At 62.1% G+C, this 25573-nt stretch carries 24 protein-coding genes and 5 tRNA genes; 11 read left to right on the top strand and 18 right to left on the bottom strand.

Features of this window, described 5'->3' with window-relative positions; translation table 11 throughout:
• Positions 1 to 160 precede the first annotated feature (160 nt).
• Complete coding sequence (locus OKB87_RS13410) at positions 161 to 370, top strand: hypothetical protein (protein WP_011707516.1); 210 nt, start codon at positions 161 to 163, stop codon at positions 368 to 370.
• Here OKB87_RS13410 and OKB87_RS13405 read toward each other — a convergent pair.
• The 9 genes from OKB87_RS13405 to rsmC all read right to left on the bottom strand — a co-directional run bounded on the left by OKB87_RS13405 (position 365) and on the right by rsmC (position 5336).
• On the bottom strand, positions 365 to 637 hold the full coding sequence (locus OKB87_RS13405) for a late competence development ComFB family protein (RefSeq protein WP_181014716.1): 273 nt from the start codon (positions 635 to 637) through the stop codon (positions 365 to 367). The two genes, OKB87_RS13410 and OKB87_RS13405, sit on opposite strands and share 6 nt — an antisense overlap.
• 109 nt (positions 638 to 746) lie before the next feature.
• A tRNA-Leu gene (locus tag OKB87_RS13400) sits at positions 747 to 832 on the bottom strand.
• A 44-nt stretch (positions 833 to 876) separates the two neighbouring features.
• Positions 877 to 962, bottom strand: a tRNA-Leu gene (locus tag OKB87_RS13395).
• Positions 963 to 1017: 55 nt separating this feature from the next.
• Positions 1018 to 1103: transfer RNA gene (locus OKB87_RS13390), tRNA-Leu, on the bottom strand.
• A 44-nt stretch (positions 1104 to 1147) separates the two neighbouring features.
• Positions 1148 to 1233, bottom strand: a tRNA-Leu gene (locus OKB87_RS13385).
• Positions 1234 to 1288: 55 nt separating this feature from the next.
• Positions 1289 to 1374: transfer RNA gene (locus OKB87_RS13380), tRNA-Leu, on the bottom strand.
• Positions 1375 to 1490: 116 nt separating this feature from the next.
• A complete protein-coding gene (gene glgA, locus OKB87_RS13375) occupies positions 1491 to 2951 on the bottom strand; it encodes a glycogen synthase GlgA (RefSeq protein ID WP_270827717.1) in 1461 nt (486 codons plus the stop codon).
• A complete protein-coding gene (glgC, locus tag OKB87_RS13370) occupies positions 2941 to 4158 on the bottom strand; it encodes a glucose-1-phosphate adenylyltransferase (protein WP_011707513.1) in 1218 nt (405 codons plus the stop codon). The genes glgA and glgC overlap by 11 nt, the downstream gene beginning before the upstream one ends.
• Positions 4159 to 4307: 149 nt before the next feature.
• Positions 4308 to 5336 (bottom strand): 16S rRNA (guanine(1207)-N(2))-methyltransferase RsmC, encoded by a 1029-nt coding sequence (gene rsmC, locus OKB87_RS13365; protein WP_270827716.1) that lies wholly within the window; start codon positions 5334 to 5336, stop codon positions 4308 to 4310.
• Positions 5337 to 5616: 280 nt separating this feature from the next.
• Here rsmC and dapA point away from each other — a divergent pair, with 280 nt between their 5' ends.
• From dapA to OKB87_RS13345, 4 genes are all read left to right on the top strand, one after another.
• The gene (gene dapA, locus OKB87_RS13360; protein ID WP_043127035.1) at positions 5617 to 6489 is read left to right on the top strand and encodes a 4-hydroxy-tetrahydrodipicolinate synthase; all 873 of its coding nucleotides are present in this window, start codon (positions 5617 to 5619) and stop codon (positions 6487 to 6489) included.
• Positions 6490 to 6583: 94 nt separating this feature from the next.
• The gene (locus OKB87_RS13355) at positions 6584 to 8224 is read left to right on the top strand and encodes a GGDEF domain-containing protein (RefSeq protein WP_270827715.1); all 1641 of its coding nucleotides are present in this window, start codon (positions 6584 to 6586) and stop codon (positions 8222 to 8224) included.
• A 4-nt stretch (positions 8225 to 8228) separates the two neighbouring features.
• The gene (locus OKB87_RS13350) at positions 8229 to 9332 is read left to right on the top strand and encodes an EAL and HDOD domain-containing protein (protein ID WP_270827714.1); all 1104 of its coding nucleotides are present in this window, start codon (positions 8229 to 8231) and stop codon (positions 9330 to 9332) included.
• A 65-nt stretch (positions 9333 to 9397) separates the two neighbouring features.
• Positions 9398 to 9988: an HAD family hydrolase gene (locus OKB87_RS13345; protein ID WP_270827713.1), complete on the top strand. Its 591-nt coding sequence runs from the start codon at positions 9398 to 9400 to the stop codon at positions 9986 to 9988.
• A 139-nt stretch (positions 9989 to 10127) separates the two neighbouring features.
• Here OKB87_RS13345 and hfq read toward each other — a convergent pair whose 3' ends face one another.
• Positions 10128 to 10490, bottom strand: coding sequence for an RNA chaperone Hfq (gene hfq, locus OKB87_RS13340; RefSeq protein ID WP_011707507.1), 363 nt, complete (start codon positions 10488 to 10490; stop codon positions 10128 to 10130).
• Between the two features lie 177 nt (positions 10491 to 10667).
• On the opposite strand from hfq, the gene OKB87_RS13335 reads away from it, so the two are divergent.
• From OKB87_RS13335 to OKB87_RS13325, 3 genes are read left to right on the top strand one after another with little or no spacing between them, the layout of a single operon-like run.
• Positions 10668 to 11948 (top strand): paraquat-inducible protein A, encoded by a 1281-nt coding sequence (locus OKB87_RS13335; protein ID WP_270827711.1) that lies wholly within the window; start codon positions 10668 to 10670, stop codon positions 11946 to 11948.
• Entirely contained in the window at positions 11941 to 13587 is a 1647-nt protein-coding gene (gene pqiB, locus OKB87_RS13330) for an intermembrane transport protein PqiB (RefSeq protein WP_005305443.1), read from the top strand. The genes OKB87_RS13335 and pqiB overlap by 8 nt, the downstream gene beginning before the upstream one ends.
• Entirely contained in the window at positions 13587 to 14156 is a 570-nt protein-coding gene (locus tag OKB87_RS13325) for a PqiC family protein (protein ID WP_080760983.1), read from the top strand. Before pqiB ends, OKB87_RS13325 begins: the two co-directional genes overlap by 1 nt.
• An 85-nt stretch (positions 14157 to 14241) precedes the next feature.
• On the opposite strand, the gene ompA is transcribed toward OKB87_RS13325, so the two are convergent.
• Entirely contained in the window at positions 14242 to 15300 is a 1059-nt protein-coding gene (gene ompA / locus OKB87_RS13320; RefSeq protein WP_270827709.1) for a porin OmpA, read from the bottom strand.
• 232 nt (positions 15301 to 15532) lie between these two features.
• Between ompA and OKB87_RS13315 the strand changes: the two genes are divergently transcribed.
• Complete coding sequence (locus OKB87_RS13315; RefSeq protein WP_270827708.1) at positions 15533 to 16267, top strand: substrate-binding periplasmic protein; 735 nt, start codon at positions 15533 to 15535, stop codon at positions 16265 to 16267.
• A gap of 59 nt (positions 16268 to 16326) precedes the next feature.
• Here the strand turns inward: OKB87_RS13315 and OKB87_RS13310 are convergent, their stop codons facing one another.
• Entirely contained in the window at positions 16327 to 17343 is a 1017-nt protein-coding gene (locus OKB87_RS13310; protein ID WP_039214012.1) for an SGNH/GDSL hydrolase family protein, read from the bottom strand.
• A gap of 237 nt (positions 17344 to 17580) precedes the next feature.
• Between OKB87_RS13310 and OKB87_RS13305 the strand changes: the two genes are divergently transcribed.
• Complete coding sequence (locus OKB87_RS13305; protein ID WP_011707500.1) at positions 17581 to 17961, top strand: YgiW/YdeI family stress tolerance OB fold protein; 381 nt, start codon at positions 17581 to 17583, stop codon at positions 17959 to 17961.
• Positions 17962 to 18029: 68 nt separating this feature from the next.
• Here OKB87_RS13305 and mltC read toward each other — a convergent pair whose 3' ends face one another.
• From mltC to exeA, 5 genes are all read right to left on the bottom strand, one after another.
• Positions 18030 to 19130 carry a membrane-bound lytic murein transglycosylase MltC gene (gene mltC, locus OKB87_RS13300; RefSeq protein WP_005305423.1) on the bottom strand — a complete coding sequence of 367 codons (1101 nt, stop codon included), beginning with the start codon at positions 19128 to 19130 and terminating at the stop codon, positions 18030 to 18032.
• Positions 19131 to 19219: 89 nt separating this feature from the next.
• Positions 19220 to 19492 carry an oxidative damage protection protein gene (locus OKB87_RS13295; RefSeq protein WP_005305420.1) on the bottom strand — a complete coding sequence of 91 codons (273 nt, stop codon included), beginning with the start codon at positions 19490 to 19492 and terminating at the stop codon, positions 19220 to 19222.
• A gap of 8 nt (positions 19493 to 19500) precedes the next feature.
• On the bottom strand, positions 19501 to 20562 hold the full coding sequence (gene mutY, locus OKB87_RS13290; protein ID WP_103827072.1) for an A/G-specific adenine glycosylase: 1062 nt from the start codon (positions 20560 to 20562) through the stop codon (positions 19501 to 19503).
• 197 nt (positions 20563 to 20759) lie between these two features.
• Entirely contained in the window at positions 20760 to 21440 is a 681-nt protein-coding gene (gene exeB, locus OKB87_RS13285) for a GspB family T2SS assembly factor variant ExeB (RefSeq protein ID WP_242797373.1), read from the bottom strand.
• The gene (gene exeA / locus OKB87_RS13280) at positions 21440 to 23086 is read right to left on the bottom strand and encodes a type II secretion system protein ExeA (RefSeq protein WP_039214015.1); all 1647 of its coding nucleotides are present in this window, start codon (positions 23084 to 23086) and stop codon (positions 21440 to 21442) included. The genes exeB and exeA overlap by 1 nt, the downstream gene beginning before the upstream one ends.
• Positions 23087 to 23357: 271 nt before the next feature.
• Here exeA and OKB87_RS13275 point away from each other — a divergent pair, with 271 nt between their 5' ends.
• On the top strand, positions 23358 to 24596 hold the full coding sequence (locus tag OKB87_RS13275; RefSeq protein ID WP_270827707.1) for a multifunctional CCA addition/repair protein: 1239 nt from the start codon (positions 23358 to 23360) through the stop codon (positions 24594 to 24596).
• An 83-nt stretch (positions 24597 to 24679) separates the two neighbouring features.
• Here the strand turns inward: OKB87_RS13275 and OKB87_RS13270 are convergent, their stop codons facing one another.
• Positions 24680 to 25558: a hypothetical protein gene (locus OKB87_RS13270; RefSeq protein ID WP_146062736.1), complete on the bottom strand. Its 879-nt coding sequence runs from the start codon at positions 25556 to 25558 to the stop codon at positions 24680 to 24682.
• Positions 25559 to 25573 lie beyond the last annotated feature (15 nt).

Raw genomic sequence — 25573 nt, 5'->3', positions numbered from 1 at the left:
CAGTTTTGATTGAAAAACTTACAAATTAGTTGATCTCATAACCCGTTTTTGAGTGCTCTGTTTGCCCCGATGGGACATTCGACTCCGATAGAAAAGTCCGATTGCATACTCCTAAAATACAAATGATAATTGTTATCAATTGTTGAGAGGGGAGTGTGTCATGAGATGGATAGTGAGAGCCATGCTGCTGATCGGGCTGCTGGCGATCCTGATCTGGGGTCAGGACAAGGCGTACGGTATGTGGAGCCTGGGCTTCTTGCTGGCCGCCTGGGTCATGCTGGAACCCAGGCTGAGGCCTGCGCTGATCCTGCTGCCGGTGGCCGGTATGACGGGCGTCGCGGCCCTGATCTGGCAACAGCCCTGGTTATGACGAGGTGGCCGGGGCGCTTTGCACCTTCTCTTGCGCCAGCTTGAGCGATTCGATGACGTTTTTCTCCATCTCGGTACGCTTGGCATCGGTCAGGAAGTAGATCATGTCGACGTCGTGACGAATGTAGTGGGAGGGCAGCTGGTTCAGGGTCAGACAGCAGAGATCGGCCATCTGGTTGGCGCTCAGCTTCTGGTTGAGCCCCTGTTTCTCAATCTCCTTGAGCACCAGATGCTCGTAGAAGTTGTGAATGTCGGTATCCAGTATCATATGCGTTCCTTGGCATGACGATGGGCGGTGAGTCGTCAAAAGCATAGTCATAACAAGGGCTAAAAACAAAAGGCCCATCACTTTCGTGATGGGCCTTTTGCATAATGAATGGTGCGAAGAGAGGGACTCGAACCCTCACATCCGTGGGACACTAACACCTGAAGCTAGCGCGTCTACCAATTCCGCCACCTTCGCACATTGTGTTACCAGTTTTGATTTACATGCTGTCTGGAGAAGCATGGTGCGAAGAGAGGGACTCGAACCCTCACACCCGGGGGGCACTAACACCTGAAGCTAGCGCGTCTACCAATTCCGCCACCTTCGCACATTCGGGTTATCAGTCTGGATTGACATGCTGTCTGATAAAGCATGTTGCAGTATGGTGCGAAGAGAGGGACTCGAACCCTCACATCCGTGGGACACTAACACCTGAAGCTAGCGCGTCTACCAATTCCGCCACCTTCGCACATTGTGTTACCAGTTTTGATTTACATGCTGTCTGGAGAAGCATGGTGCGAAGAGAGGGACTCGAACCCTCACACCCGGGGGGCACTAACACCTGAAGCTAGCGCGTCTACCAATTCCGCCACCTTCGCACATTCGGGTTATCAGTCTGGATTGACATGCTGTCTGATAAAGCATGTTGCAGTATGGTGCGAAGAGAGGGACTCGAACCCTCACATCCGTGGGACACTAACACCTGAAGCTAGCGCGTCTACCAATTCCGCCACCTTCGCATCACTGCGGTGGGGGATTCTATAGAGTTTTGAAGGAGCGTCAACAGCCAAAGGGGACTTTTTTCGCTGTTGACGTTCAAAGCAGCATCAAGGGGACAAAACTTCAGCAATCTGCCTCAGTGGGGGGCCAGTGCATCCTGATACATCTGCTCGTATTGAGTGACCGAATCCGGCCAGTTGAAGCGGGTGTTCATGGCATTGCGCTGCACCCGGGCAAACTGCTCGGGATCCTGCAGGTAGTAGAGCAGGCTGCGGCGCATGGCATCGAGCAAGATGTTGGCGGTCGGATCGTTGAAGCAGAAGCCGGTGGCGTGCTCCGGGTCGGCATCCCAGTCTACCACTGTATCTTTCAGGCCGCCGACGGCCCGCACCAGCGGCAGGGTGCCATAGGCCAGGCTGTACATCTGGTTGAGTCCGCACGGTTCGAACAGGGAGGGCATCAGGAAGAAGTCGGCACCCGCTTCCACCAGATGAGCGAGCCGGTCGTCATAGGTGTTGATGAAGGCGAGCCGGTCCGGGAATTGTTGCGCCAGGGTCTGCAGCTGAGCTGCGAGGGAGGGATCTCCCGAGCCGACGATCACCACCTGCACCTTGTGATGCAGAAACTTGTCCAGCACCGGCAGCAGCAGATGAACACCCTTCTGCTCGGTCAGCCGGCACACCATGCCATAGATAGGCAGATTCACCACCGGCAGGCCGGTCTCCTGTTGCAGGCTCTGCTTGCAGATGCGCTTGCCGGCGAGGTCGTCGACGTCATAGGTGGCCGGCAGGAAGTCGTCAAACGCCGGATCCCAGTCCTGATAGTCACAGCCGTTGAGGATGCCGCGCAGATCCGCCGCCCGTTGCTGGAAGATGCTGGCCATGCCGTGGGCACCCAGGTGAGTCAGCAATTCGCTGGCATAGTTGGGGCTGACCGCGTTTATCTTGTCGGCATAGAGCACGCCGCACTTGAGCAGGTTGACGTGGCCGTAGTCGTAACTGATGCGCTGTTCATAGTCGGCAATCTCGGGCACGGCCCAGAACTGCTGGCGCTCGAATACCCCCTGAAAGGCCGCGTTGTGAATGCTGATCACGCTGCGGGTGTGCTGGAAGAAAGGGTTGTGGGCGTGACGGGTTTTCAGCAGCAGCGGCAGCAGGCCGGTGTGCCAGTCGTTGCAGTGCACTATGTCGGGGGCAAAGGCGAGCTGTTCGCTGGCGTGCAGCGCAGCCGCGGCCAGAAAGGCAAAGCGCTCGCCGTTGTCCGGATAGGCCTGGTTGTTCTCGGCGTAGAGCTGGGGGCGATCGAAGTACTGCGGGCAGTCGAGCAGGTAGACGCAGACTCCCTCCAGATCCATCTGATAGATGCGATAGCCGATATCCGGCAGGCCCGGGTGGGTTGGCAGCCAGCGCGAGACCAGCAGTTTGGCCTCATCCCGTCGCTTTATCGTCTTGTAGAAGGGCAGCATGATCCTGACATCATGCCCCTTCTGGGCCAGGTACAGCGGCAGGGCTCTGGCCACGTCAGCCAGGCCCCCGGTCTTCACAAGCCCCTCAACTTCCGAGGCAACGAACAGGATTTTCAGTGGGTTAATAGCCAACTCTTGCTCCCTTAGGTACCACGACGATACCGCCTTCGGACACGGTAAATCGTTCTCTGTCATGGTCCAGATTTTCACCGATCACGGTGCCGGGCGCAATTTCAACGTTCTTGTCGATGATGGCACGGCGAATGGAGCAGCCCTCGCCGATCTTCACGTCCCCGAGCAGGACCGACTCGCTGATGTGGCTGCAAGGCCCCACGTTGCAGCGAAAACCCAGGATGGAGCGCTGGATCTGGCTACCCTGAATGAAGCAGCCGCCGGAGATCAGCGAGTTGGCAATCTTCACCTTGCAGTCGTCGGTGTCGACGAAGGTGGCGGGCGGCAGCGGCGGGTAGTGGGTGTGCAGCGGCCACTTGCGGTTGTAGAGAGAGAAGGGGGCATCATCGGCCACCAAATCCATGTGCGCCTGCCAGTAAGAGTCCAGCGTCCCCACGTCGCGCCAGTAGACGTTGGGCTTCTCGCCCGGAATGACGTTGGTGCTGTAGTCATAGACATAGACGGGGGCGCGCGGGAACAGGCTGGGGATGATGTCCTTGCCGAAATCGTGGCTGGAGTTCTCCTCGGCGGCATCGCGCTTGAGTTCGCGATAGAGCGCCTCGGTCTCGAAGATGTAGTTGCCCATGGAGACCAGCGCCTGGGTGGGATCGCCGGGGATGTGCTTGGGTCGCTTGGGCTTCTCTTCGAAGCCGATCATCCGGCCCTCCTGATCCACCTCGATCACCCCGAAGGCGCTCGCCTCCTCGATGGGCATGCGCAGGGCGGCGACGGTCAGGGCAGCGGCCTTCTGCTTGTGGAAGGTCACCATCTGGCTCACGTCCATCTTGTAGATGTGGTCGGAGCCGAAGATGCAGACGTGCTCGGGGTCGGAGATCTCGATGAAGCGCAGGTTCTGGTAGATGGCGTCGGCGGTGCCGTCATACCAGCGTTTGCCCATCCGCATCTGGGCCGGGATCGGGTCGATGAAGCGATCCGTGATGCCGACGATGTTCCAGCCCTTCTTCATGTGCAGATAGAGGGACTGGGACTTGAATTGGGTCAATACGTAGATGCGCAGGAAGTCGGCGTTGACGAAGTTGTTGAGGACGAAGTCGATCAGTCGGTAGCTGCCGCCGAAGGGAACCGAGGGCTTGCTGCGGGTGGTGGTGAGTGGCTGGAGGCGAGTACCTTCGCCGCCGGCCAGGATCATGGTGAGTATGCCTGCCATCGTATTTCTCTCCCTGAATTCATACTATGAAAAGGTTTTCAGCTTGATGCAAAAAAACACCCCTAAAGGGGTGGTTTGAGGTGTGACAATTACCTTATCAGATCCCGTATGGGGCTCTCTACCTGTTTCCGGTGACTGGTTACACTTATTTACACTTTGCTCAGATAGACCTTGAATTTGGCATCGCTGCTGATCACTTCAGTCCGTTTGAAGTGCGTCTCCAGTATAGGCTGATATCGCAGGAAGGCGTTGGCAACTATCGTCAGCGAGCCCTGGGACTGCAGATGATCCGGCGCCTTGGCCAGGAAGGTCTCGGTGGCCGCGTAGAAGGTCTTGAGACCGGCGTGGAACGGCGGGTTGGAGACGATCCGGTCAAATTTCCCCTGAATGTCTGAATAGACGTCGGATGCCCGCACCTCGCCCTGCAGGCCGTTGATGGCCAGAGTGCGGCGGCTGGACTCCAGCGCCAGCGCGTTGATATCCACCATGGTGACCTTGAGTTCGGGATTGCGCTTGGCCAGCACCGAGCCAATCACCCCGGCGCCGCAACCGAAATCGAGCAGCGATCCCTGCATGGCCGGCAGGCTGGCCAGCAGCATCTGGCTGCCCAGATCCAGTTCGGATGCACTGAACACACCGGGCAGCGCCAGCACGGTCAGTTCAGTCTCGCCAGCCTGGCACTGGTAGCGGCCAAACCAGCCATCCAGCTCGAACGGTTCAACCGGTTTGCTCAGCTCGCCGTGATAGAGCGAGCAGCGGCGGGCCGAGTCGCGTTTGACCGGTTTGTCGCCATAAGGGGCCAGCAGCTTGTCGGCCCCATTGATGCCACCGCGGTTTTCACCGGCGAGGAACAGCTCGGCACCGGCCTCCAGCAGTGGAGTCATCATGGCCAGCAGATACTGGGCCTCGGCCTTGGCCTTGGGCATCAGCAGCAGCAGGGCATCGAAACGGGGGGCACCGCCGAGCTGATGGTCGAACAGGATGGCATCCCCCAGCGCGGCCTGCTGGCTGCGGTAGTAGCAGTAGTCCGTGGTAAAGACGGTGAGGGAGTGGGTCAGGGTCGCCAGCTGACGGGGATAGTCATCCTCCAGCGCGCCGCACACCAGCAGCCGCTTGCCGACAAAGAGGGCTTGGTTTCGTTCCAGCATCTGGCTGACGGCACTGATCGGGCTGCTCATCGGGTCTCTCCACGCAATTTTGGGAGGACATTATACATAGCCGCTTTCGCCTTGACATTTATGCCGTGTTCCCGAAATATGCCCAGACACCATTTTTTGAGCAGAGATGACGCAATGCGGTTCAACGGGTTGAAACGAAAGCATAAAAAAAGCCTGACATTCGGGCCTGCCGACGTTCGCGCGTAACCTCTCATCCCTGAGCAGATTCAAACCCCGGTTGCGCACATCGTACCGGGGTTTTTTATTGCCACATTCATGAGTCAACGGAGAAGGAAATTCCATGTTCAAAGGTTCAATCGTCGCCCTGATCACCCCCTTTCGACAGGGCAAGCTGGATGAAGAGGCGCTGGCGCGTCTGGTGGAGTGGCATATCGAGCAGGGTACCCACGGCATAGTGCCGGTGGGCACCACGGGCGAGAGCCCGACCCTGACCCATGACGAACACTGCCGGGTGGTGGAGCTGGTGGTCAAGCTGGTGGCGGGGCGCATTCCGGTGATCGCCGGGGCCGGCTCCAACAACCCGGTCGAGGCGATCGAGTACACCCGTCATGCCGAGCAGGCGGGAGCCGATGCCACCCTGCACGTGGCCGGTTACTACAACCGCCCCAATCAGGAGGGGCTCTACCACCACTTCAAGGCGGTGCACGACGCCACCAGCAAGCCGATCATCGTCTACAATATCCCGCCGCGCGCCATTGTCGACGTGCAGCCGGCCACCCTGGCCCGACTGGCCGAGCTGCCGCGCATTGCCGGGGTGAAAGACGCCACCGGCGATCTGGCCCGCCCCTGGACCGAACGCCAGCTGATCAAGAAGCCGTTTGCCTGGCTGTCCGGTGAAGATGCCACCGCCGTGGCCTACAACATTGGCGGCGGTCAGGGCTGCATCTCGGTGACCGCCAACGTGGCGCCCAAGCTGGTGGCCGAAGTGCAGAACCTCACGCTGGCCGGCAAGTGGCAAGCCGCGCGTGAGCTGCAAGATAAGCTGATTCCGCTCCATCAGGCGATGTTTGCCGAGCCGAGCCCCGCCGGCGCCAAGTATGCGGTCTCCCTGCTGGGCTTTTGCAGCGAGGAGTGCCGCCTGCCGGTGATGCCGCTGTCCGAGGCGACGCGCACCCGCATTCGTGACGCGATGCAGGCATTGAATCTGTTATAAAAAGTGGGCTCTGGATCGCGCTTTTGACTGGCTAGTCAATTAAAGTGCAAAGTTTGCCGATATACTCGCTTGGATACAACCAAGGATGGCAGGCATGCAGGAATGGGATCCAGAGCACTTCACCAGTTTTGAACATCTCTGTGAAGTGACGCTGGCGGCAGTCAGGGAAAAAACCGAAGCCGAACAGATCTACTTGTGGCTGCGGGCGCCCGAGTCCCAGCTATACAGCTTTCAGCTCGAACAGGGGCTGATCTGCCTGACTGCCGACGCCCTTGCTACGCTCCAGCTGCCAATCGTTTTCATCGAGCATGCCCTCGACAAGGGACAGCTGGTGGTGGAGCAGCTAGCCCACCCTCACGACATCTGGGAGACGGTTGAACCGCAGACGACACGCCTGCGCGCCTGTTTCCCGCTCAAGCGCCACAAGGGGCTGGAGGCAGTGGTCTATCTGGAGACCCGCCGCCGCCTCGATCGCCTCTCCCGTCGCCAGCAACAGAGCATTCAGCTGCTGATGCACTATCTTGCCGCCGAGCTGGAGAGCCGGTTGCTCGCCAGTCAGATCGATCTGGAGCGGGATCAACGACTCCATACCCAGGCCGACCTCATCCGCAGCCAGGCGCTGCAAGGCTCCTTCCTCAGTATGTTGCAGGCGCTGCATCAGGTGGGGGTTCAGCTCTCCCGCTGCGACAGCGAGCATCAACTGCTGCGCGAGGCCGTGGTGCTGGCCCGCCAGGAGCTGCAGTTCGATCGCATCGCCATCTTCCTGGTCGACGCCGAGTTCAAGACCATGCATGGTACCTGGGGTACCAACGAAGCGGGCGAGCTGATCGACGAACATCACTTCATCAGTCCCATTCCGGATCACCCCACGGTACAGGAGGCGCTGCGCCGCAAGGATTATGTGCTGGTGCTGGAGGATGCGCCGCTCTACTACGAAAAGCAGGAGGTGGGGCGCGGCTGGAACGCCATGGTGTCGCTGTGGGACGGCGCCACCCCGATCGGCTGGATTGCGGCCGACAACCTGCTGTGGCGTCGACCGCTCAAGGCCTATCAGAGCGAGATCTTCAAGCAGTATGCGGCCATGCTCTCCCAGTTGCTGATCCGCCAGCGCACTCAGGCCGCGCTTGAGCGTTTCAATCGTGAGCTGGAGCAGCGGGTCAGCGAGCGCACCATGCAGCTGGCGGAGACCAACCGGGCGCTGGAGGAGGCCAACAAGCGCCTGTCGCTGCTGTCGCTGGAGGATCCGCTGACCGGCATCGCCAACCGCCGTCACTGGGATCTCACCATGCAGCGGGAGTGGGAGTGGGCGCGCCGCCATCAAAACCTGCTGGCGGTGCTGATGATCGATGTGGATGAGTTCAAGTCCTACAACGATCACTTCGGTCATGCCAAGGGAGACCAATGTCTGCAACAGGTGGCCGGTCTGCTGCAGGAGGCGGAGCGGCGGCGCACCAACCTGGTGGCACGCTACGGCGGCGAGGAGTTCGTGATCCTGTTGTGCGGTCCGCAACCCGGCGAGGCGGAGCGATTGGCGGAACAGATTCACCAGGGGCTCAGCGAATTAAAGATCCCGCATCCGGCCTCCCGAGTTGCTGATTTCATTACGGTTAGCATAGGTTTTAGCTATCTGGTTCCCTCGCTGGATGGAACATGGCAGAGCTTGACCGAACAGGCTGATCAGGCGCTCTATCATGCCAAATCGCAGGGGAGGGCGTGTACGCTAGCCTATCGGTGAGCCCATGTTGTTACGTCGCTATCCCATCTTCAACCGCCGCCTCGCCCTCGTCGCCTATGGCATCGACTATCAGCTTGCCGATCCGTCCGAATGGACGTTGCTGGCGGCCCAGTGCCGGCTGCTGGCACAGGGGCGGCAATACCTGCTGCCCTTCATCCACGAGCAGCTCGATGAACTGCGCCCCCTGCTGTTCGATCAGGACACCATACCGCTGGTCGAGGCTTCCGCCGATCGGCTGCCCGCCTCCTTCCCCGTACTGGAGCAGTGGCGCGACTACCGGCGCCGGTTGGCGGTGCACGGTGCCCAGCGCGAGCCGCGCTGGTTCAACGCCTCCCGGCTGCTGGTGTTCTGGATGGGCGAAGAGGGGATCCGCCAGCCGACGGAGCACAAGCGGATGGCGCTCGACATCGAGACCTGGGGAGACTTCCTGCCGCTCAAGGAGGCGGGGGTCGACTTCTTCGCCGGCGGTTTTCTCGCCCGCCCGGAGCTGGTCAACCAGCGCGCCGCCCAGCCGGACATGAAGCTGGTGCAGGAGATACTGCAGCTGATCTGCCGCGAGGAGTTCTCCTTCGCCCGGGTGGCCACCCTGCTGGAGCAGGATGCCTGGTTGCCGGGGCAGTTGCTGAGCTATGTCAACGCCCCCGGTTTCGATCATGCCAGCCCCATCGTCTCGGTCACCCGGGCGCTCTCCTATCTGGGGGAGCAGGAGATCCGCAAGTTCGTGCTCATCTACGGGCTGGCCAGGGTCAGCCAGCACATGCCGGAGGCCTGTACCCGCATGGCCATCGCCCGCGGTCGCTTCTGCGAGCTGATCGCACTGAGTGCGCTCGGCAAGGCGGCTGCCAGCTGGGCCTTTCTGGTGGGGTTGGTACTGGATGGCTCGCTGCTCTCCGAGCAGCTCAAGGCCTATCTGCCCAAGGACGTGAAACGGGCGCTGGAGTCCCGCGAGGGACCCTTGTTTCATCTGTTTCAGCTGGTGAAGAGCTATGAACAGGGGGATTGGCCCTTGCTGGCCCAGTTGGCGCCCACTTATCAGCTGGAGCCCGCCAGACTGACGCCCATCTATTTTCAGGCACAAATGTGGGGGCAAGCGTTTCTCGCCACCTAGGTCGTGGCGAGCAAAGATGGCTCTGGCTAGAATGGGGACCCTTTGTTCAGAGACAGACTCCGCACATGACCCTATCCGGATTTCAAGGCCTGGTATTTGACCTCGACGGCACCCTGGTGGACTCCATGCCGCTGCACCTCGCCGCCTGGGCGCACACGGCCCGCGAATTTGGCTTTCACTTCGATGCCGACTGGTTCTATGAGCTGGGCGGCATGCCGAGCCGCAAAATCGCCCTGCTGGTGGCCGAGCAGCAGCAGATCGCGCTGGATCCGCTCATCGTGACCCGCTGCAAGACCGAACACTACGTGGCCAACCTGCACAAGGCGACCGTCTTCCCGGCCATGCTGGAACTGGTTGAGCGCTACCATGGCCGCATCCAGATGGGGATCGGTACCGGCTCGCCCCGCATCAATGCCGAGGCCGTACTGCGCAATACCGGGCTGGATCGCTACTTCCCCGTGGTGGTGACCGCCGACGATGTGGAGCTGCACAAACCCCATCCCGATACGTTTCTGCTGGTCGCACGTCGGCTGGGGGTCGAGCCGGCAGGCTGTCTGGTATTCGAGGATACGGGGATCGGCGTGCAGGCCGGTCAGGCTGCGGGAATGCAGACCTGCATGGTCAGGGATGGCAGACCGGTCGACTTGCAGTATTGAAGGGAAGAGAGAGAAAACGGATGGATCCACTCGGAGGAAGAGTGGAGTCCATTCTCATACGGGACAGACATGATACATGAGAATGGACTCGGTCACCCTTTGACGCAGCAATGGCGCCGGGGTGACTCAGGCAAGTGCATTACTGCTCGCTGCTACCGCCGCCCTGGTTGTCGTCATAACGACCGGGCGCACCGTGGGGGCGCGGCGCCATGGAGACGCGGGGCTTGCGGGCACGCTGGATGCTGACCTGAGGCCGGCCGGAGTGCATGGCGATGGTGGAAATCTTGGCCTTGTAGACCAGCTGCTGGTTGCCGTGGGCATCGGTCAACAGCACGCTGTACTGGTCGAAACCGCTGATGGTCCCCTCCAGCTTGATGCCGCTCACCAGGAAGATGGCGACCTGACTGCGATTCTTGCGCAACCAGTTGAGGGCAGAATCTTGCCCGTTCCCGAGGGAGAAGGCTTGCTCAATCGTGGAGTAGCTTGGGGATTCAGTTGTCATAAATTATTGTCCCGCGGAAAAAAAGTGGCGTTTGATTGTGCTAAATGGTCACTAGCTTGTCAAAGTCATTCTCACACCTGACCCGGATGGTGCAACGACAGGGCTGGTCGGCGCGGGCCGCTGCTGTAATAATTGGCGGTTCTGGCCCCGTGGCGGGCCTCATGCTGGGGTTTCATCTTGCATCCGGTTTCACACCAACATCAACCCACCTATACCCATGACGCCACCGCGTGCGAAGAGTGCGACCTGCTGGTGCCGGCCACCACGCTGGCCGTGGGGGAGGCGAGCAGCTGTCCGCGCTGCGGCCATACCCTGAGCCGCCATCAGCCGGAGCAGGAGCGCAGGCCCATCGCCTACGGCTTTGCGGCCATCATCATGTTCGTGCTCTCCAACTCCTTTACCTTCATGTCCTTCTCCGCCAAGGGGGTGGGGCAGGAGATGACCTTCCTGCAGTGCATCACCACCCTGGTGGATCAGGGTTACCTGTTCCTCGGGGCCGTGCTGAGCCTGACCCTCATCGGCCTGCCACTGGTCTACATGGGCTCCATCATGCTGGTGCTGTGGCGGGTCGACAAAGATCTGCACAGCAATGCCCTGCGCTCTCTCGGTCGGCTGCTGTGCCGGATAAAGCCCTGGCTGATGGTGGATGTCTTCCTCATCGGGGTGCTCATCTCCCTGGTCAAACTGATGGGGATGGCCGACATCAAGATGGGCTTGTCGTTCTGGGCCTTCGTCGGCTACACCCTGCTGCTGATCAAGATGATCTCGTCGCTGGACCGGATGTGGCTGTGGCAGCGGCTGTTCGGGCCGAGCGAGCCGCATGGCGTGACGGTGGATGACGACGAGGCCAGCGCCATGAGCGCCGGCCTGGTGGGTTGCCACATCTGCGGCGCCCTGAGCGAAGCCGGTGCCCACAGCTGCAAACGCTGCGGCGAGCATCTGCACAGCCGCAAGCCGGGCGGGCTGAACCGGACCTGGGCCCTGCTCTTTACCTCCATCATCCTCTATGTGCCGGCCAACCTTTATCCCATCATGGATACCGTCTTCCTTGGGGATGACAGCCCCTCCACCATTCTGGGCGGGGTGCTGGTGCTGTGGGCCATGGGCTCCTACCCCATCGCGGCGGTGATCTTCTTCGCCAGCGTGGTGGTGCCGCTGGTGAAGATCCTGGCGCTGTTGTGGCTCTGTTACATGGTGCAGCGCGGGCAGGGCACCTCGCCCCTTGGCAAGCTCAAGCTTTATCGCATGACTGAATTTGTGGGGCGCTGGTCGATGATCGACGTCTTCGTGGTGGCCATCCTGGCGGGTCTGATCCGGCTCGACAACCTGATGACCATCTATCCGGGCCCTGCGGCCGTCGCTTTTGCAGGTGTGGTGCTGGTGACCATGGTGGCAGCCATGAGTTTCGATTCCCGCCTGATCTGGGATTTACAACAAGGAGAACGCGAACGTGAGTGAGCGTAAGAAGAGGTGGAAACCTGGCTCGGACTTTCTGAGCTCGGCCGCCGCAATCTGGATGGTGCCGCTGCTGGCGCTGTTCATCGGGATCTGGATGCTGTTCCAGCACTGGTATTCGCAAGGTCCCAGCTTCACCCTGACGGTGGCAACGGCCGAAGGGATAGTGGCGGGCAAGACCATGATCCGCTCCCGCGAGGTGGAGGTGGGTCGCATCGAGGCGGTGGAGCTCAGCGATGACTACAGCCACGCGGTGCTGAAGGCCCGCCTGACCAACGCCGCCGCCGGCATGCTCAAGAAGGACAGCCAGTTCTGGGTGGTCAAGCCGCGGGTGGGACGCGAAGGAGTGTCGGGCCTCGGCACCCTGCTCTCCGGCGCCTATATCGAGCTGGCCCCCGGCAAGAAGGGCAAGGCGCGCGACGAGTACGCTATGCTGGACAAGCCGCCACTGGCCTCGCAGGACGCCAAGGGGCTGCGATTATCGCTGAGCAGCCGGGATACCCGGGCGCTCGGGGTGGGGTCGCCCATCAACTACCAGGGCTTCACCATAGGCCAGGTGGAAGAGGCTAAGTTCCTGCCTGAGAAGAGCGAGATGCAGTACCAGATCTTCATCAACGCCCCCTATGACGTGCTGGTGAGCAGCAACTCCCGCTTCTGGATGACCCCGGGCTTTGAAGTTTCCATGAGCAGCGAGGGGATGAAGGTGAAGATGGATTCGCTGGAGAGCCTGCTGGACGGCGGCATCACCATGGGGCTGCCCCCTGGCTGGGCACCCGGTGAGCCGGTCAAGCAGATGGACGACTTCACCCTGTTCCAGGATCAGGCCAGCGTGCTGGCCGGTAGCCTGGATCAGTTCATCGACTACGTGTTCCTGTTCGAGGACAGCGTCGGCGGCTTGCACCCGGGCGCGGCGGTGGAGTATCGCGGCATCCGGGTCGGCACCGTCATCTCGGCGCCCTATCTCATCGACGAGAAAGGGGTGCAGATGTTCCAGAGCCGGCAGATCCCGGTGCTGGCGCGGATCGAGGTGCAGCGTCTCTCCCATCGCTATGCCAACGCGGAGAAGGAGCAGTGGCGCGCCCTGTTCGGCAAGCAGTTCAAGGAGGGGTTGCGGGCGACGCTCAAGACCTCCAGCCTGCTGACCGGGGGCAAGGTGGTGGATCTGAACTTCTACCCCGATGCGCCCAAGTTCCAGCCCACCAAGCTGGCGGGCTATCAGGTATTCCCGACCGTGCAGGCAGGGCTCGACCAGATCGAACGCAAGGTGAACCAGATCCTCGACAAGTTCGTCGACATGGACACCGCCCAGACCCTGAACCAGGTCAACCACACCCTGGCGACCCTGGATCAGACCCTGAAGAATGTCAGTGCGCTGAGTGCCAACCTGAACAAGTTCACCGGTCAGAGCGCGACCCAGCAGTTGCCGGCGTCCCTCAACGACAGCCTGAAACAGCTGCAGAGCACGCTGCAGGAGTATGATGCCAACTCCCAGACCAACCAGGATCTGCGGCAGTCGGTGCAGTCGCTCAACCAGCTGATGCGCGAGTTGCAGCCGTTGGTACATTCGCTCAACGAGCAGCCGAGCTCGTTGATTTTCGATCGGGCTCGTCCCCGTGATCCCGAGCCCAAGCGAGGTCAATGATGAAGAAACGGATGATGACGCTGGCCTTGCTGGGCCTGCTGGCGGGTTGCAGCGCGGCACCGACGCAGCTGCACTACTACTCCCTCGACGCCGAGGCGCAGCAACCGGCCGCCGTGGTGGCGCAGCCGCAGCATCAGCTGGTGCTCAAACCTGTCTCTCTGTCCGGCCAGCTGGATCGGATGAGCCTGGTCTATCAGCTGGAGGGCAAGGAGCTGCACTTCGCCGAGTACCATCGTTGGGCGGGGTCGCTGGATGCCCAGCTCGATCAGCTGACCCTGAACGGTCTCTCCAGCCGCTTGCCGGGATGGGTGGTGCGGCAGGATGGAGCCCGCAAGGGGCCGGTGCTGACCATCTCGGTGGAGCGCTTCCAGGGCCGCCACGACGGTCGCGCCGTGCTGAGCGGCCGCTGGCGCCTGCTGACCGAAGAGGGCACGGTACTGCGTGACGTCCCCTTCCAGCAGGTGCGGGTGCTGCCGGCCGATGGCTACGGCACTCTGGTGAGCGAGCTGGGGGCTGGCTGGCAGCAACTGCTCGACCAGATTGCGACAGAGGTGCGCAAGAGCGCCTGACGCTGTACCGATGCAGCGACCCAAAATGAAACGGGAGGCCTTGGCCTCCCGTTTTTAATTCGTGGCCGTCAGCCACGCTTGAGGATCACTGCTGAACTTCCGAGATCCCTTCGACCTTGACCTCGACCCGGCGATCCGGGGCTAGACAGACGATCAGCTCGCGCTTGGACTTGCTGGTGCAGCTGTCGCCGGTGACCGGATTGCCCTTGCCGCGCCCTTCTACGTTGACCTTGTCTGCCGGTAGACCCTTGCCGACCAGGTAGTCGGCGACGGTCCGGGCACGCTGCTCGGAGAGCTTCTGGTTGTAGGCATCGGAACCGATGCGGTCGGTGTAGCCGATCACGGTGGCAACACCATCCTTGGGTCTGGCCTGCTCGATCTGGCTGTAGAGGTTATCCAGCGCCTGACCACCGGCCGGCTTGAGGGTCGCCTTGTTGAAGTCGAACAGCACGTCCGAGCTCAGGGTGAACTGCTTGTCGACCATCACGGGTTCGGGGGCCGGAGCCGGCATCGGCGCCGCCACCACGGGGGCGACCTGGCCGAAGCGATAGACCACGGCGACCGCCAACAGGCCGTTGTCGAGTTCGACCCCGGTCTTGTCGAGCGAGTTGTCGCCGAGCGGGGTGGTGTATTGGTACTCGAGGCGGGCGGCCCAGTCACGGTTGAAGGCGTATTCCGCCCCCAACGCCCCGACAAAGGCGGCGCCGTTGTCATTGTCGAACTGCTTGCTGTCGGTCCAGGCGTAAGCGCCACCGAGGCGGGTATAGAGATCCAGGCTGTCACTGACCGGCATGCCGATCTTCATGGTGAGCTGGGCCAGCTGGGCTTTTATCTCGTCCCGGCCGATGTCGGTGGGGTCCAGCTTGTCGGTCGCCGTGTATTTGTACTTGCCGAGCCAGTCGTAACCCAGTTCGAAGCCCAGGTTCTGGTTGACCTGATAGCCGAGGAAGGCGCCGGCGCCGACATCGTTCTTGTCCTCTTCGCTGATGGCGTAGTTGTCCTTGATGTCCTGGTTGTGATCGACGCCATAGAAGTTGGACCAACCCAGCTTGGCACCGCCATACCAGGTATTGTCTTGTCCGGCTGCCTGGGCGTTGGCCGCAAGCAAGCCTGAAACCAGCAAGGTAATCAGTGTTTTATTCATGTTGAGCCTCTGCAATTTCATATTGTTGAGGGGAGGTTGACGGGGTCGCCTCTCCTTATGGGTCGGGCTTATAGCACAGCCACAACAGATTAAGGGTAGTCGCTTTAAGCAGGTTCTCAACCAACTGATATAAAACATAATGTGATTACCATTGCCGCAATTTGCCGCGGGAGTTTGCGCTCTGGCGAGGGAGCGCAATAGTTAACCGAGGTGGATTTGCTGCGAGGTGGGCATGAACATCAGATGGATATGGCTGTGCTGGGCATTGTGGCTGGCGCCGAGCTGGGCGGCCGAGACCCTGCAGGTGGTGACCGAGGACTATGCGCCCTACAACTATCTGGAGGAGGCCGACGTCAAAGGGCTCGGTACCGAGGTGGTGGAGGCCATGCTGGAGCAGGCCGGCTTCGAATACACGCTGGATATCTACCCCTGGGCGCGGGCCATCTCGCTGGCGCGCAGTCGCCCCAACGTGCTCATCTACAGCATCAGTCGCTTCCCCGAGCGCGAGGCACAGTTCCAGTGGATCGGGGCGATAGCGCAGATCAATTTTCACGTCTTCGCCCTGGCCAAGCGGGACGACATCAAGCCGTTCAGCCAGCTGTCGCAGGCACGGGCCTGGTCCATCGGTACGGTGCGCAACGACGCGCTGGAGCAGTACCTGATCGGTCGCAAGTTCTCCAACCTGCAACGCAACAACAACCACGAGGCCAACATGCTCAAACTGCTGATGGGGCGCATCGATCTCTGGCCGGTATCGCAGGAGACGGCCAACTACTACGTACGCCAGGCGGGCTATGGGCCTGAGACCCTCAAGATAGTGCACGACATCGAGGATTTTACCGGGGGCGATCTGTACGTGGCGGCGAGTCTGAAGACGCCGCCCGAGGTGATCAAGCGACTGCAGGAGGCGCTGGCCACCATCAAGCAGAACGGCATCTACGACGGCATCGTCAAGCGCTACCGCTGAGCGATGGGCCCGCCGGGGCCGCACAACAAAAAGGGCCGACTGTCGTCGGCCCTTTTTCATCAGTGGGCGAGGAACTCGTATTGAGCCTCGATGAACGCGCCGGCCCGCTCGCTCAGGGCGGCGTGCACGACAGTGGTGGGGTGCACCTGATCCCAGAACATCTTGCCTTCGCAGTCGAGGGTGCTGGCGCTGCGCCGCACCATGGGGCTGGCAACGGCCTGGGCCAGCAGCGGGTTGCCGGCGATGGCGAGCCGCTCCTGCGGGTTGAAGGCGGAGAGGCTGCTGTCGCTGGCGACGCTGGCTGCACTGCGGGAGGCAAACGGCTTCCACACATAGCCGCCGCCGTAGCAGGCGTTCTCGGTGTCGCTCAGGCCGAAGTTCTGCGGTTCGCGCAGCATCTCGGCGAACTGCTTGTCGATCTCGAACAGCTTGACGATGCCGGTGGGGGCCAGCTGGCGTGCCAGGTTCAGCAGCAGCTGGTTGTGGTAGGCGGAGACATGGCTGGCCGCCTCGACCACTTTCTGGCTGCGGGCCGAGGGGTTCTGGCCCAGATCCGGCAGGTTGAACAACAGAATCTGCTTGGCGCCGTTCAATACCATGCGGTTGGCCGCATCGCTGATGGCGTCGCGCACCCGCTTGGCATCCTGCTCGGTGTTCCAGCCATAGGCCAGGTAATCGTTGGCACCGACCCAGAGGATCACCAGATCATCGGGCTTGAAGCTGTCCTTTTGCAGGAACTGGGTCACCTCGTAATCCAGGTTGTTGATGACCTGATACTTGGGATTCCAGGAGATCTTGTTGTAGGCCACCGCGGTGGCGCCCCCTTCCGCCTCGTTGGCGATGGTCAGCCCCGGGAACTGCTGGGTCAGCTGTTCCAGCCAGACCGGCCCGTTGGAGAAGCGGCCCTGATAGTAAGGGGGGCTGGAGGGGAGGTAACCGCGCATCTTGCTATACATCTTGCCGGTATCGGAGAGGCTGTCGCCAAACATCACGATCCGGGAGAAGGCGGGGCGACTGTCGGCTGCCTGAACTGTCAGCGCGAAGAGTCCCAATAAACACACAAACCATTTCTTCATCTTGTTGTTCTCATTGGTTGGAAGCAGGTGGTGCCTGCAGACTGTTCCTCGATAGGCAAAGGTGCTGGGAAGCTGTTTTGCCATCTTGCAGGGTATCTAGCCGAATTTAATTTCGCAGTATGCGGTGTGGATTAAATCGATTACGGTCACACCGCTGTCCCCCAGATGGGGAGGCTTCACGTTTGTTTCACGCACCGGCCGGCACACTGCTCCCGTACCCAATGACAGGAGCATGAAATGAACAAGGCAAGCGTAATCGGTCTGTTGACCCTGATGTCCATCTCTTCTTTCGCCATGGCGGCCTATACCGGCCCGCAGGAGCAGAACAAGGTGTCCGTCGCGCAGTTGAAGGATCTGGCCGATGACAGCTGGGCCACCCTGGAAGGGAAGCTGGTCAAGCACCTGGGCGGCGAGAACTACATGTTCCGCGACGCCAGTGGCGAGGTGGAAGTGGAAGTGGATCAGGATGTGTGGCGCGGCACCGAGGTGGGCCCGGACGATCTGATCCGCATCCGTGGCGAGGTGGACCACAGCTGGAACAAGACCGAAGTGGAGGTGGAGAGCCTGGAGAAGGTGGGCGCCGCCCCGCAGAGCAAGGGCGGTTTCATCGCCAAGTAAGGCCTGAATCCCTACGCCAGACGTAACAAGGGCGCCTCCATGGAGGCGCCCTTTTGCTGTTGGTCTGCTTAGCCGGTGCGGGCCAGCGTGCGCTTGAAGCCCTTCTCGGCCTGATTGACCTTGTAGAGATAGCGTCTGGCTTCCGCCTTGGGGTGCTGCTCGGTCAGGATCTGGTACACCGCCTCGGGCGAGAGCTGGTTGATCATGCCGGGCGCCGCCTTGCGGTCACTGGAGAAGGTGTTGAGCACCCCGCCGGCGCCGCCGTTGTAGGCGGAGATGACGGCGTAGCGGCGCGAGCGCGGATCCTGGATATCCACCAGATAGACAGTCTGCAGCAGGTGCAGGTAGGCGGTCCCGACGTCGATGTTGTAGGCCGGGTTGAACAGGTCCTCCCGGGTCGGCTGGCCACTCTTGCCCTTGACCCGCACGTAGACGTCCCGCCCGGCGGTGGCCGGGATCACCTGCATCAGGCCGTAGGCGTTGGCATGACTGACCGCATAGGGGTTGAAGCTGCTCTCGGTCTTGATCACCGCGTAGATCAGGCTCTCGGCCACCCCGTACTTGCGGGAGGCTTCCCGGATCAGGCTGGCGTACTTGTAGCCCCGTCGATCCTCGTGGTTGGCCACCATGGGGATGTCGACGAAGAAGATGGTGCGAATGCCGAGGGTGCGCTTCTTCATCGCCGTGTTGAGCAGGTAGTCGGCATAGCGCTCGGCGCGCCAGTCGAAGCGGATCGGCTGGCCCTGGTTGTCCAGCACCTGGCCGTAAAGGAAAGGCTCGCCGCCGGGCAGGATCTCGGCGTCGGAGTAAAGATCCACTTCCGCCGGATCATCCGGGGTAAGCAGGGTCTCGATGATGGCGCGGCGCAGGTGGGAGCGCGGGTCGATACCGGAGACGGTCTCGACCATGATGTGGCCGCTGGAGAAGTCGATGTGGGCCCGGCTCTTGTACTGATCCGTGTATTTGACGTAGTCAAACTTGCCCGCAAACAGCGCCTCACGCCCCCATATCTCGTTCACGTTGTGGGAGAGCGCGCTGATCATGTGTTCGAAACCGCGGATGTCCTTGCCGTTGACGAGATCGTCATCCTCGTTGCCATTGGGCTTGGGGGAGGATGAGCAGGCAGAGAGAAACAGCAGGGTGCACAGCAGCCAGAAAATTCGGCCCATAGAGTCCTCAAACTGGGCGGCGGGCCGCCCGTCACTTCCGTCGTTGCCGTGAGTCGGCGGGGCCGGCCTGTACCGGCCCCGTTCACGGATTATTTGCTGGGCGGGGTATAACCGTCGATGGCCACTTCACCCGCTTCGAACAGGTAGTTCACCATCTCTTTCTCCAGCAGCTGGCGATGCTCGAGGTTCATCATGTTCAACTTCTTCTCGTTGATCAGCATCACCTGCTTCTTCTGCCACTCGGTCCAGGCTTCCTTGCTGATGTTGTCAAAAATGCGCTTGCCGAGTTCACCGGGGTAGAGCTGGAAATCGAGACCCGGGCCCTCTTTTTTCAGGCGTTGGCAAAATACGGTACGGCTCATGTTGACCTCTATGGTTGTAAGTCCGGATAGGCGAGCAGACGGGCCGTGGCGGCCGCCAGACCCACCTCTGCAGGATGGCGTAAGTTATACCAGAGTCGGTTATCCGCTTCCATGAGCAGGGGGGCCGGCGGCGCGTCGGTTTCGACCAGCATGGGCCGGATATCGAGGTGAAAGTGGCTGAAAGTATGGCGAAAACCGGCCAGTTCACGGGGTTCGCTGCCGGTCAGGCCGAGCCGCTGCAACAGCCCCGCCACCTCGGTGTCCGACTCCACCTGGGGGAAGCAGTAGAGCCCGCCCCAGATCCCTTGCGGCGGCCGCTTCTCCAGCAGCAGCTGATCGCCGTGGCGGATGAGCAGCATGATGCCGGTACGGGCCGGGATGCTCTTTTTGGGCTTGCTGTTGGGGTAGGCTGTGGGGTTGCCCTGCGACAGCCCCTGGCAATCCTCCCGCACCGGGCAGCGCTCGCAAGCGGGCTTGCTGCGGGTGCAGACGGTAGCCCCCATGTCCATCATGGCCTGGTTGTAGTGGGCTACCCCGAGCTTGGGGGTGAGGCGAGTGGCCAGCTCCCACAGATCGTTCTCCACCTGCTTCTGTCCGGGCCAGCCGGGCAGGGCCAGCCAGCGGGTGAGTACCCGCTTCACGTTGCCATCCAGAATGGCGTGGGGCTGGCCAAGGGAGAGGGAGAGCACGGCGCCTGCGGTGGAGCGGCCGATCCCCGGCAGCGCCATCACCTCCTCCAGCCGCTCCGGGAAGAGGCCGCCATGGAGGTCGCGGATCTGCTGGGCCGCCTTGTGCAGGTTGCGGGCGCGGGCGTAATAGCCGAGCCCGGTCCAGTGGTGCAGCACTTCGTCGATGGGGGCGTCGGCCAGCGCCAGCACGTCGGGAAAGCGGGCCATGAAGCGCTGATAGTAGGGAATGACCGTAGCGACCTGGGTCTGCTGCAGCATGATTTCCGAGACCCAGACCCGGTAGGGGGTCTTCTCCTGTTGCCAGGGCAGGGTCTTGCGGCCGTGGAGCTGATACCAGTCCAGGATCCTGGTGGCGAAGGTCGCGTTATCTGAGTTGTTCACATTATGCTCATGTTATTGATTTAAAACCAAATTGACTAACGTGTAGCGGTCTTGGCGCTGATACCAGTGCAACACCCGGTTGGCGAAGGTGGTGTTGTTCGGATTGCTCACGTTGTTCTCATGTTATTGATTAAAAAGGGGAGCTCTCAGGCTCCCTCTTGAAATGGTGGCCAGCCTCGGGCTGGCAGGGGCGCGCTTCAGCCGCGCCAGTCCTGCAGCGCCTTGAGGCTGACGTTCTGGCCGCCCACCTGCAGGATGATGTAATCCTGGGCGATGGCGAGCAGGGTGACGCCGGGGGCGACCTCGCTGCCTTCCCGGTAGGTGCGTCCGTTCAGGGTCACGGCCCGGTTGGCCGGGTTGGAGGAGAAGACGTGGGCACCGTAGGCCAGCGGCGGCACCTGCTGGCGGAGCGCCTGCGGCAGGGCGCTGAGCGGCGTGGCCTGCAGTTCGGCCGGCACCTGTGGTGGCGCGCTCTGCTGCAACGGGGTGCTGTTGAGGGCATTGAGGATGCGCTCGGCCAGCCCCTGGCTGCTGTCGGCGGGCGCCGGTGCAGGCTGGGCATCGGCTTTGGGGATGACCACGGGTTCGGGCGGCGGCGGTGGCAGCGGACGGGTGATCATCGGCCTGGGCTCGACCCGCACGAAGGGCGGCGTCACCACCTCCTTCACCTCCACCGTCTTCTCGATGGGGCGGTTGTTGAGCAGGTGCCAGCCGTAGTTGGCGGAGGCCCCCATCACCAGCGCCAGCGGGGCCAGCAGCCACCAGATCCAGCGTCTGGGTTGTTCCTCTTCCTGGCTGACCGGCAGCCCCATTGCCGGGATGTGCGGGGTGAACTGGGGCTGGTCGGCCCGCCGCAGCGCCTTGAGCAGGGTGGACATCAGGAAGCCTCCTCCGACAGTGTGTTCATGGCATCGTCATCCTCTGCCGGGTCCAGCCTGGCCGGCTTGCTGGCCCGCTGGGCTGGGTCTTCCAGCTTGGGCATGGGTTCGCCAGCCATCACGTTGAGGCGCAGCAGGGTGTTGCTGCCGGCGATGCCGTCCGGGTTCAGCCCCTGGGCGCGCTGGAACTGCTGCAGCTTGGTCTTGAGCTCGGCATCGAAGCGGCGGACCTTGCGATCCGGTTGCTGCAGGGCCCGGCTGAGGGCGTTGTCGAGCCACTGCACCTGGCTGGGTCCGGCGTTGTTGCCGATCAGGGTGACACCACCCTTGGGCATGCGCCACAGCAGGGTGTAGCTGCCGCCCCAGTAATCGCTCAGCCACTGCCTGTCCACCTGCCAGCTCTGGTTGCCGATGAGCAGGTTGGCCTTGTCGGGCCCGAGGTTGACCAGGGTGGCGTAATAGGTGCCGCCGGTCTCGTCGGTCAGGCTGACGAGGGCGGGATACTGTAGTGCCTGCAGATCGGCCAGGGAGGCCTCGCCCTCCTGGCAGCGCAGGCCGGCGCGCGGCGCGTTGTCGCAGGTCGCCTCTTCCAGCTCGGTCTGGTAGCCCCACACCTTGTAGAGATTCTGCATGGCGCTGTCCGGTTCCAGCGCCTGATTGATGGCGCGGGTCAGCTGCTCCTGCTGCTCCGGGGTGTCGTCCACCTTGACCGGCACCTCCACCGTGACCACCGGGCGGGTCGGGAAGAAGCCGAAGAACTGCCAGCCCCACCAGCCGGTGGCCACCAGCAAGGCGCCGATCAGCGCCACCATCAAGCCGGACTGCCAGGTCCCCTCGTCACGGATGCCGCTCACCTCGAAGGCCGCCAGGCTGATGTCGCCGTGCACTATCTTGTGGCTGCCGCGGGCGAAGGCGGCGATCAGGGCTCGGTCGCAGATGAGGTTGATGAGGCGCGGGATGCCGCCGGAGAGGCGGTGCAGGGTCTGGATAGCTTTGGGGGTAAAGATGGGCTGCACGCAGCCGGCCACCTGCAGGCGAAAGCGGACATAGGCGTCCACGTCCTGGCAGGAGAGCGGCAGCAGGTGGTAGCGGGCGGTGATGCGCTGGGCCAGTTGGCGCAGCAGGGGCTGGCGCAGCATCTGCTGCAGCTCGGGCTGGCCGATGAGCACCACTTGCAGCAGCTTCTTCTCGTCGGTCTCCAGGTTGGTGAGCAGGCGCAGCTGTTCCAGCACGCCGGGCAGCAGGTGCTGGGCTTCGTCCACCAGCACCACGCTGCGCTTGCCTGCCGCCAGATTGGCCAGCAGGTGATCGCGAATGAGGTCGAACAGCTGCTTGAGGCCGGCATCCTGGCCATAGGCCAGCTGGAATTCGTCGCAGATGGCCGCCAGCAGATCTCGTTCGGTCAGGGATGGATTGAGGATGTAGGCGATCTCGGTCTCGGCCGGCAACTGCTGCAACAGGCAGCGGGAGACGGTGGTCTTGCCGGTGCCCACTTCCCCGGTCAGCAGCACGAAGCCGCCCCCATCCTGCAACCCGTAGTTGAGGTGGGCGAGGGCTTCCCCGTGGCGTTCACTCATGTAGAGGTATTTGGGATTGGGCGAGATGGAGAACGGGTGCTCCGACAGACCGAAGAACTGTGTGTACATAAGGATCCATTCCGTTGTTATGGGCGGCAGGTTAAAGCCTCCCCAGAGGGATGTCAAAGACCCGGATGCCATAAGGGGGGCCAGCGCGCACCCTGATTTGCCGGCGGGAGAAAGGGCGCTGCCGGGTTGGCTGGCGAGGCTGGTGGCGAGGGGCGTTTTGCCTCTCACTGGGCCGTCATGGGCTCGTCCCGCCGACGGGGGATAGGGGCAGCCATAGTCTCCACCGGTCAAACCGGTATAATCGGGACAGGTTTATCAAGGGAGACACAGCTTGCAGACTTATCTGGTTGGGGGCGCAGTGCGGGATCGCCTGCTGGGATTGCCGCAGGGCGACAGGGATCACCTGGTGGTCGGGGCGACCGTGGAACAGATGCTGGCGCTGGGCTTTACCCAGGTGGGCCGCGATTTTCCCGTGTTCCTGCACCCCAAGACCCAGCAGGAGTACGCGCTGGCCCGCACCGAGCGCAAGCAGGGTCGCGGTTATACCGGCTTCGTCTGCCACGCCTCGCCGGAGGTGACGCTGGAGCAGGATCTGCTGCGCCGGGATCTCACCGTCAACGCCATCGCCGAGGATGAGACGGGACAACTGCACGATCCCTATGGCGGCATCGAGGATCTGAAACAACGGCTGCTTCGCCACGTCTCCCCCGCCTTTGCTGAAGATCCGCTGCGCATTCTGCGGGTGGCCCGCTTCGCCGCCCGCTTCCACGCCCAGGGCTTCGTGGTGGCCCCCGAGACGCTGGCACTGATGCGCGAGATGACCGAGACCGGCGAGCTGGCTCACCTGACCCCGGAGCGAGTCTGGAAGGAGCTGGAGAAGGTATTGCTGGGACCGACCCCACAGGTGTTCTTCGAGGTGCTGCGCGAGTGCGGCGCCCTGGCTGCGCTGTTCCCCGAGCTGGATGCCCTGTTCGGGGTGCCTGCCCCCGCCAAGTGGCACCCGGAGATCGATACCGGCATCCACACCATGATGGTGCTGGCACAGGCCTGCCGGCTTTCCCCCGAGCTGGCGGTGCGCTTCGCGGCGCTGTGCCACGACTTTGGCAAGGGGCTGACCCCCCCGGAGTTCTGGCCGAGCCACCATGGCCATGGCCAGAAGGGGCTACCGCTCATCCGCGACTTCTGCGAGCGTTTCCGGGTACCGAACGAGTGCCGCGATCTGGCGCTGTTGGTGAGCGACCTGCACACCCATATCCACATCGCCTTCGAGCTCAAGCCCGCGACCCTGCTCAAGGTATTCGACAAGGCCGATGCCTGGCGCAGGCCGGAGCGCTTTGCCCAGCTGCTGGACGCCTGCCGCGCCGACTTTCACGGCCGCACCGGCTTCGAGGAGCGGGTCTATGCCGAGCCCGACTATGTGGCGCAGGCGCTGGCGGCGGCCCAGGCCGTGCCGGTGCAGGAGATAGTGGCAGCCGGATTCAAGGGGGAGGCTATTCGCGAGCAGCTGGCCAAGCGGCGGCTCGATGCCATCAGCCGGGTGCGCGATGAGTGGACCTTCCTCGAGGATTGACGAGGTGTGGAGACGAGGCATGGACAATAAAGCCCGGGTCAATGACCCGGGCTTTTTCATTGCTGCGTCTGCACTGCGAGCGGCTATTCACCTGGGCCGAAGCGTTCCTGAACGGGGTCGTAGAAGTAGGCCTGATAGTTGAAGTCGATCCCCTTGATGTAGGGGTTTTCCAGCCGGAACAGCCGGCGGGTATGGAGGTGGGCGAAGCTCAGGGAGGGTTTGAAGGTCTTCAGCCAGAGCGCCTGCAGGGAGCCGTCGCGCCAGGCTGCCTTGAGCCCCTGCTGTACCCGGGCGATGGCCTGCCGGTTGCTGTTGTGGGTGAAGAAGACCCTGGGCAGCGGATAGTAGAGCGCCACGCTCTCATCCATCACCAGCCCGGGTACATCCCGGTGGTTCAGTTTCTCCTGGGGCAACTCGTTGATCCCGCGGCAGAAGAGCGCGAAACGGCTACGCGCCACCATCTTGAACAACTGCTCGTAGCCCTCCACCTCCTGCACCTTGAAACCGGCTCGCTGCAGGATCTGCACATCGAGCCAGCCCTTGCCCTGACCGATGTCGAAGCGCTTGAGCCCCTCCAGGCTGGTCACTCCGGCGACGGCGCTCTGCTGCTCGGGGCTGACGAAGCAGATGCGGTAGCTGACGATGCCGAGGTGGATGGGAAAGCGCACGTAGTCGATGCCGCTCATGTCCCGGTCGGAGCGGTAACTGTCCATGGCGAACAGGTTGGGGTAGTCGTTGAAGCGCAGGCTGACCCACATCCGGGCCAGGGTCATGGGGGGCGCGGCCTGCATCCGGTAGTCGCCATGGCTGACGCGGGTCTTTTCCAGTGCCAGGCGCAGCAGCTCGCGATCATAGGTGCTTCTGGGATCGTGCTCGCTCTCCGGACTCATGTAGGTGAACAGGGTCGGGCTGGCCAGCACGGGCAGTGCCAGCAGCAGGGCGAGCAGCGGGGTCCAGTGCATCATGAGCTCCTGTGA

Source organism: Aeromonas sp. Y318-1 (assembly GCF_027706125.1).
In the GTDB taxonomy this organism is placed as follows: Bacteria; Pseudomonadota; Gammaproteobacteria; order Enterobacterales; family Aeromonadaceae; genus Aeromonas; species Aeromonas hydrophila.
The sequence above is the reverse complement of the archived record's forward strand: the minus strand, read 5'-3'. Positions and strand labels throughout refer to the sequence as shown.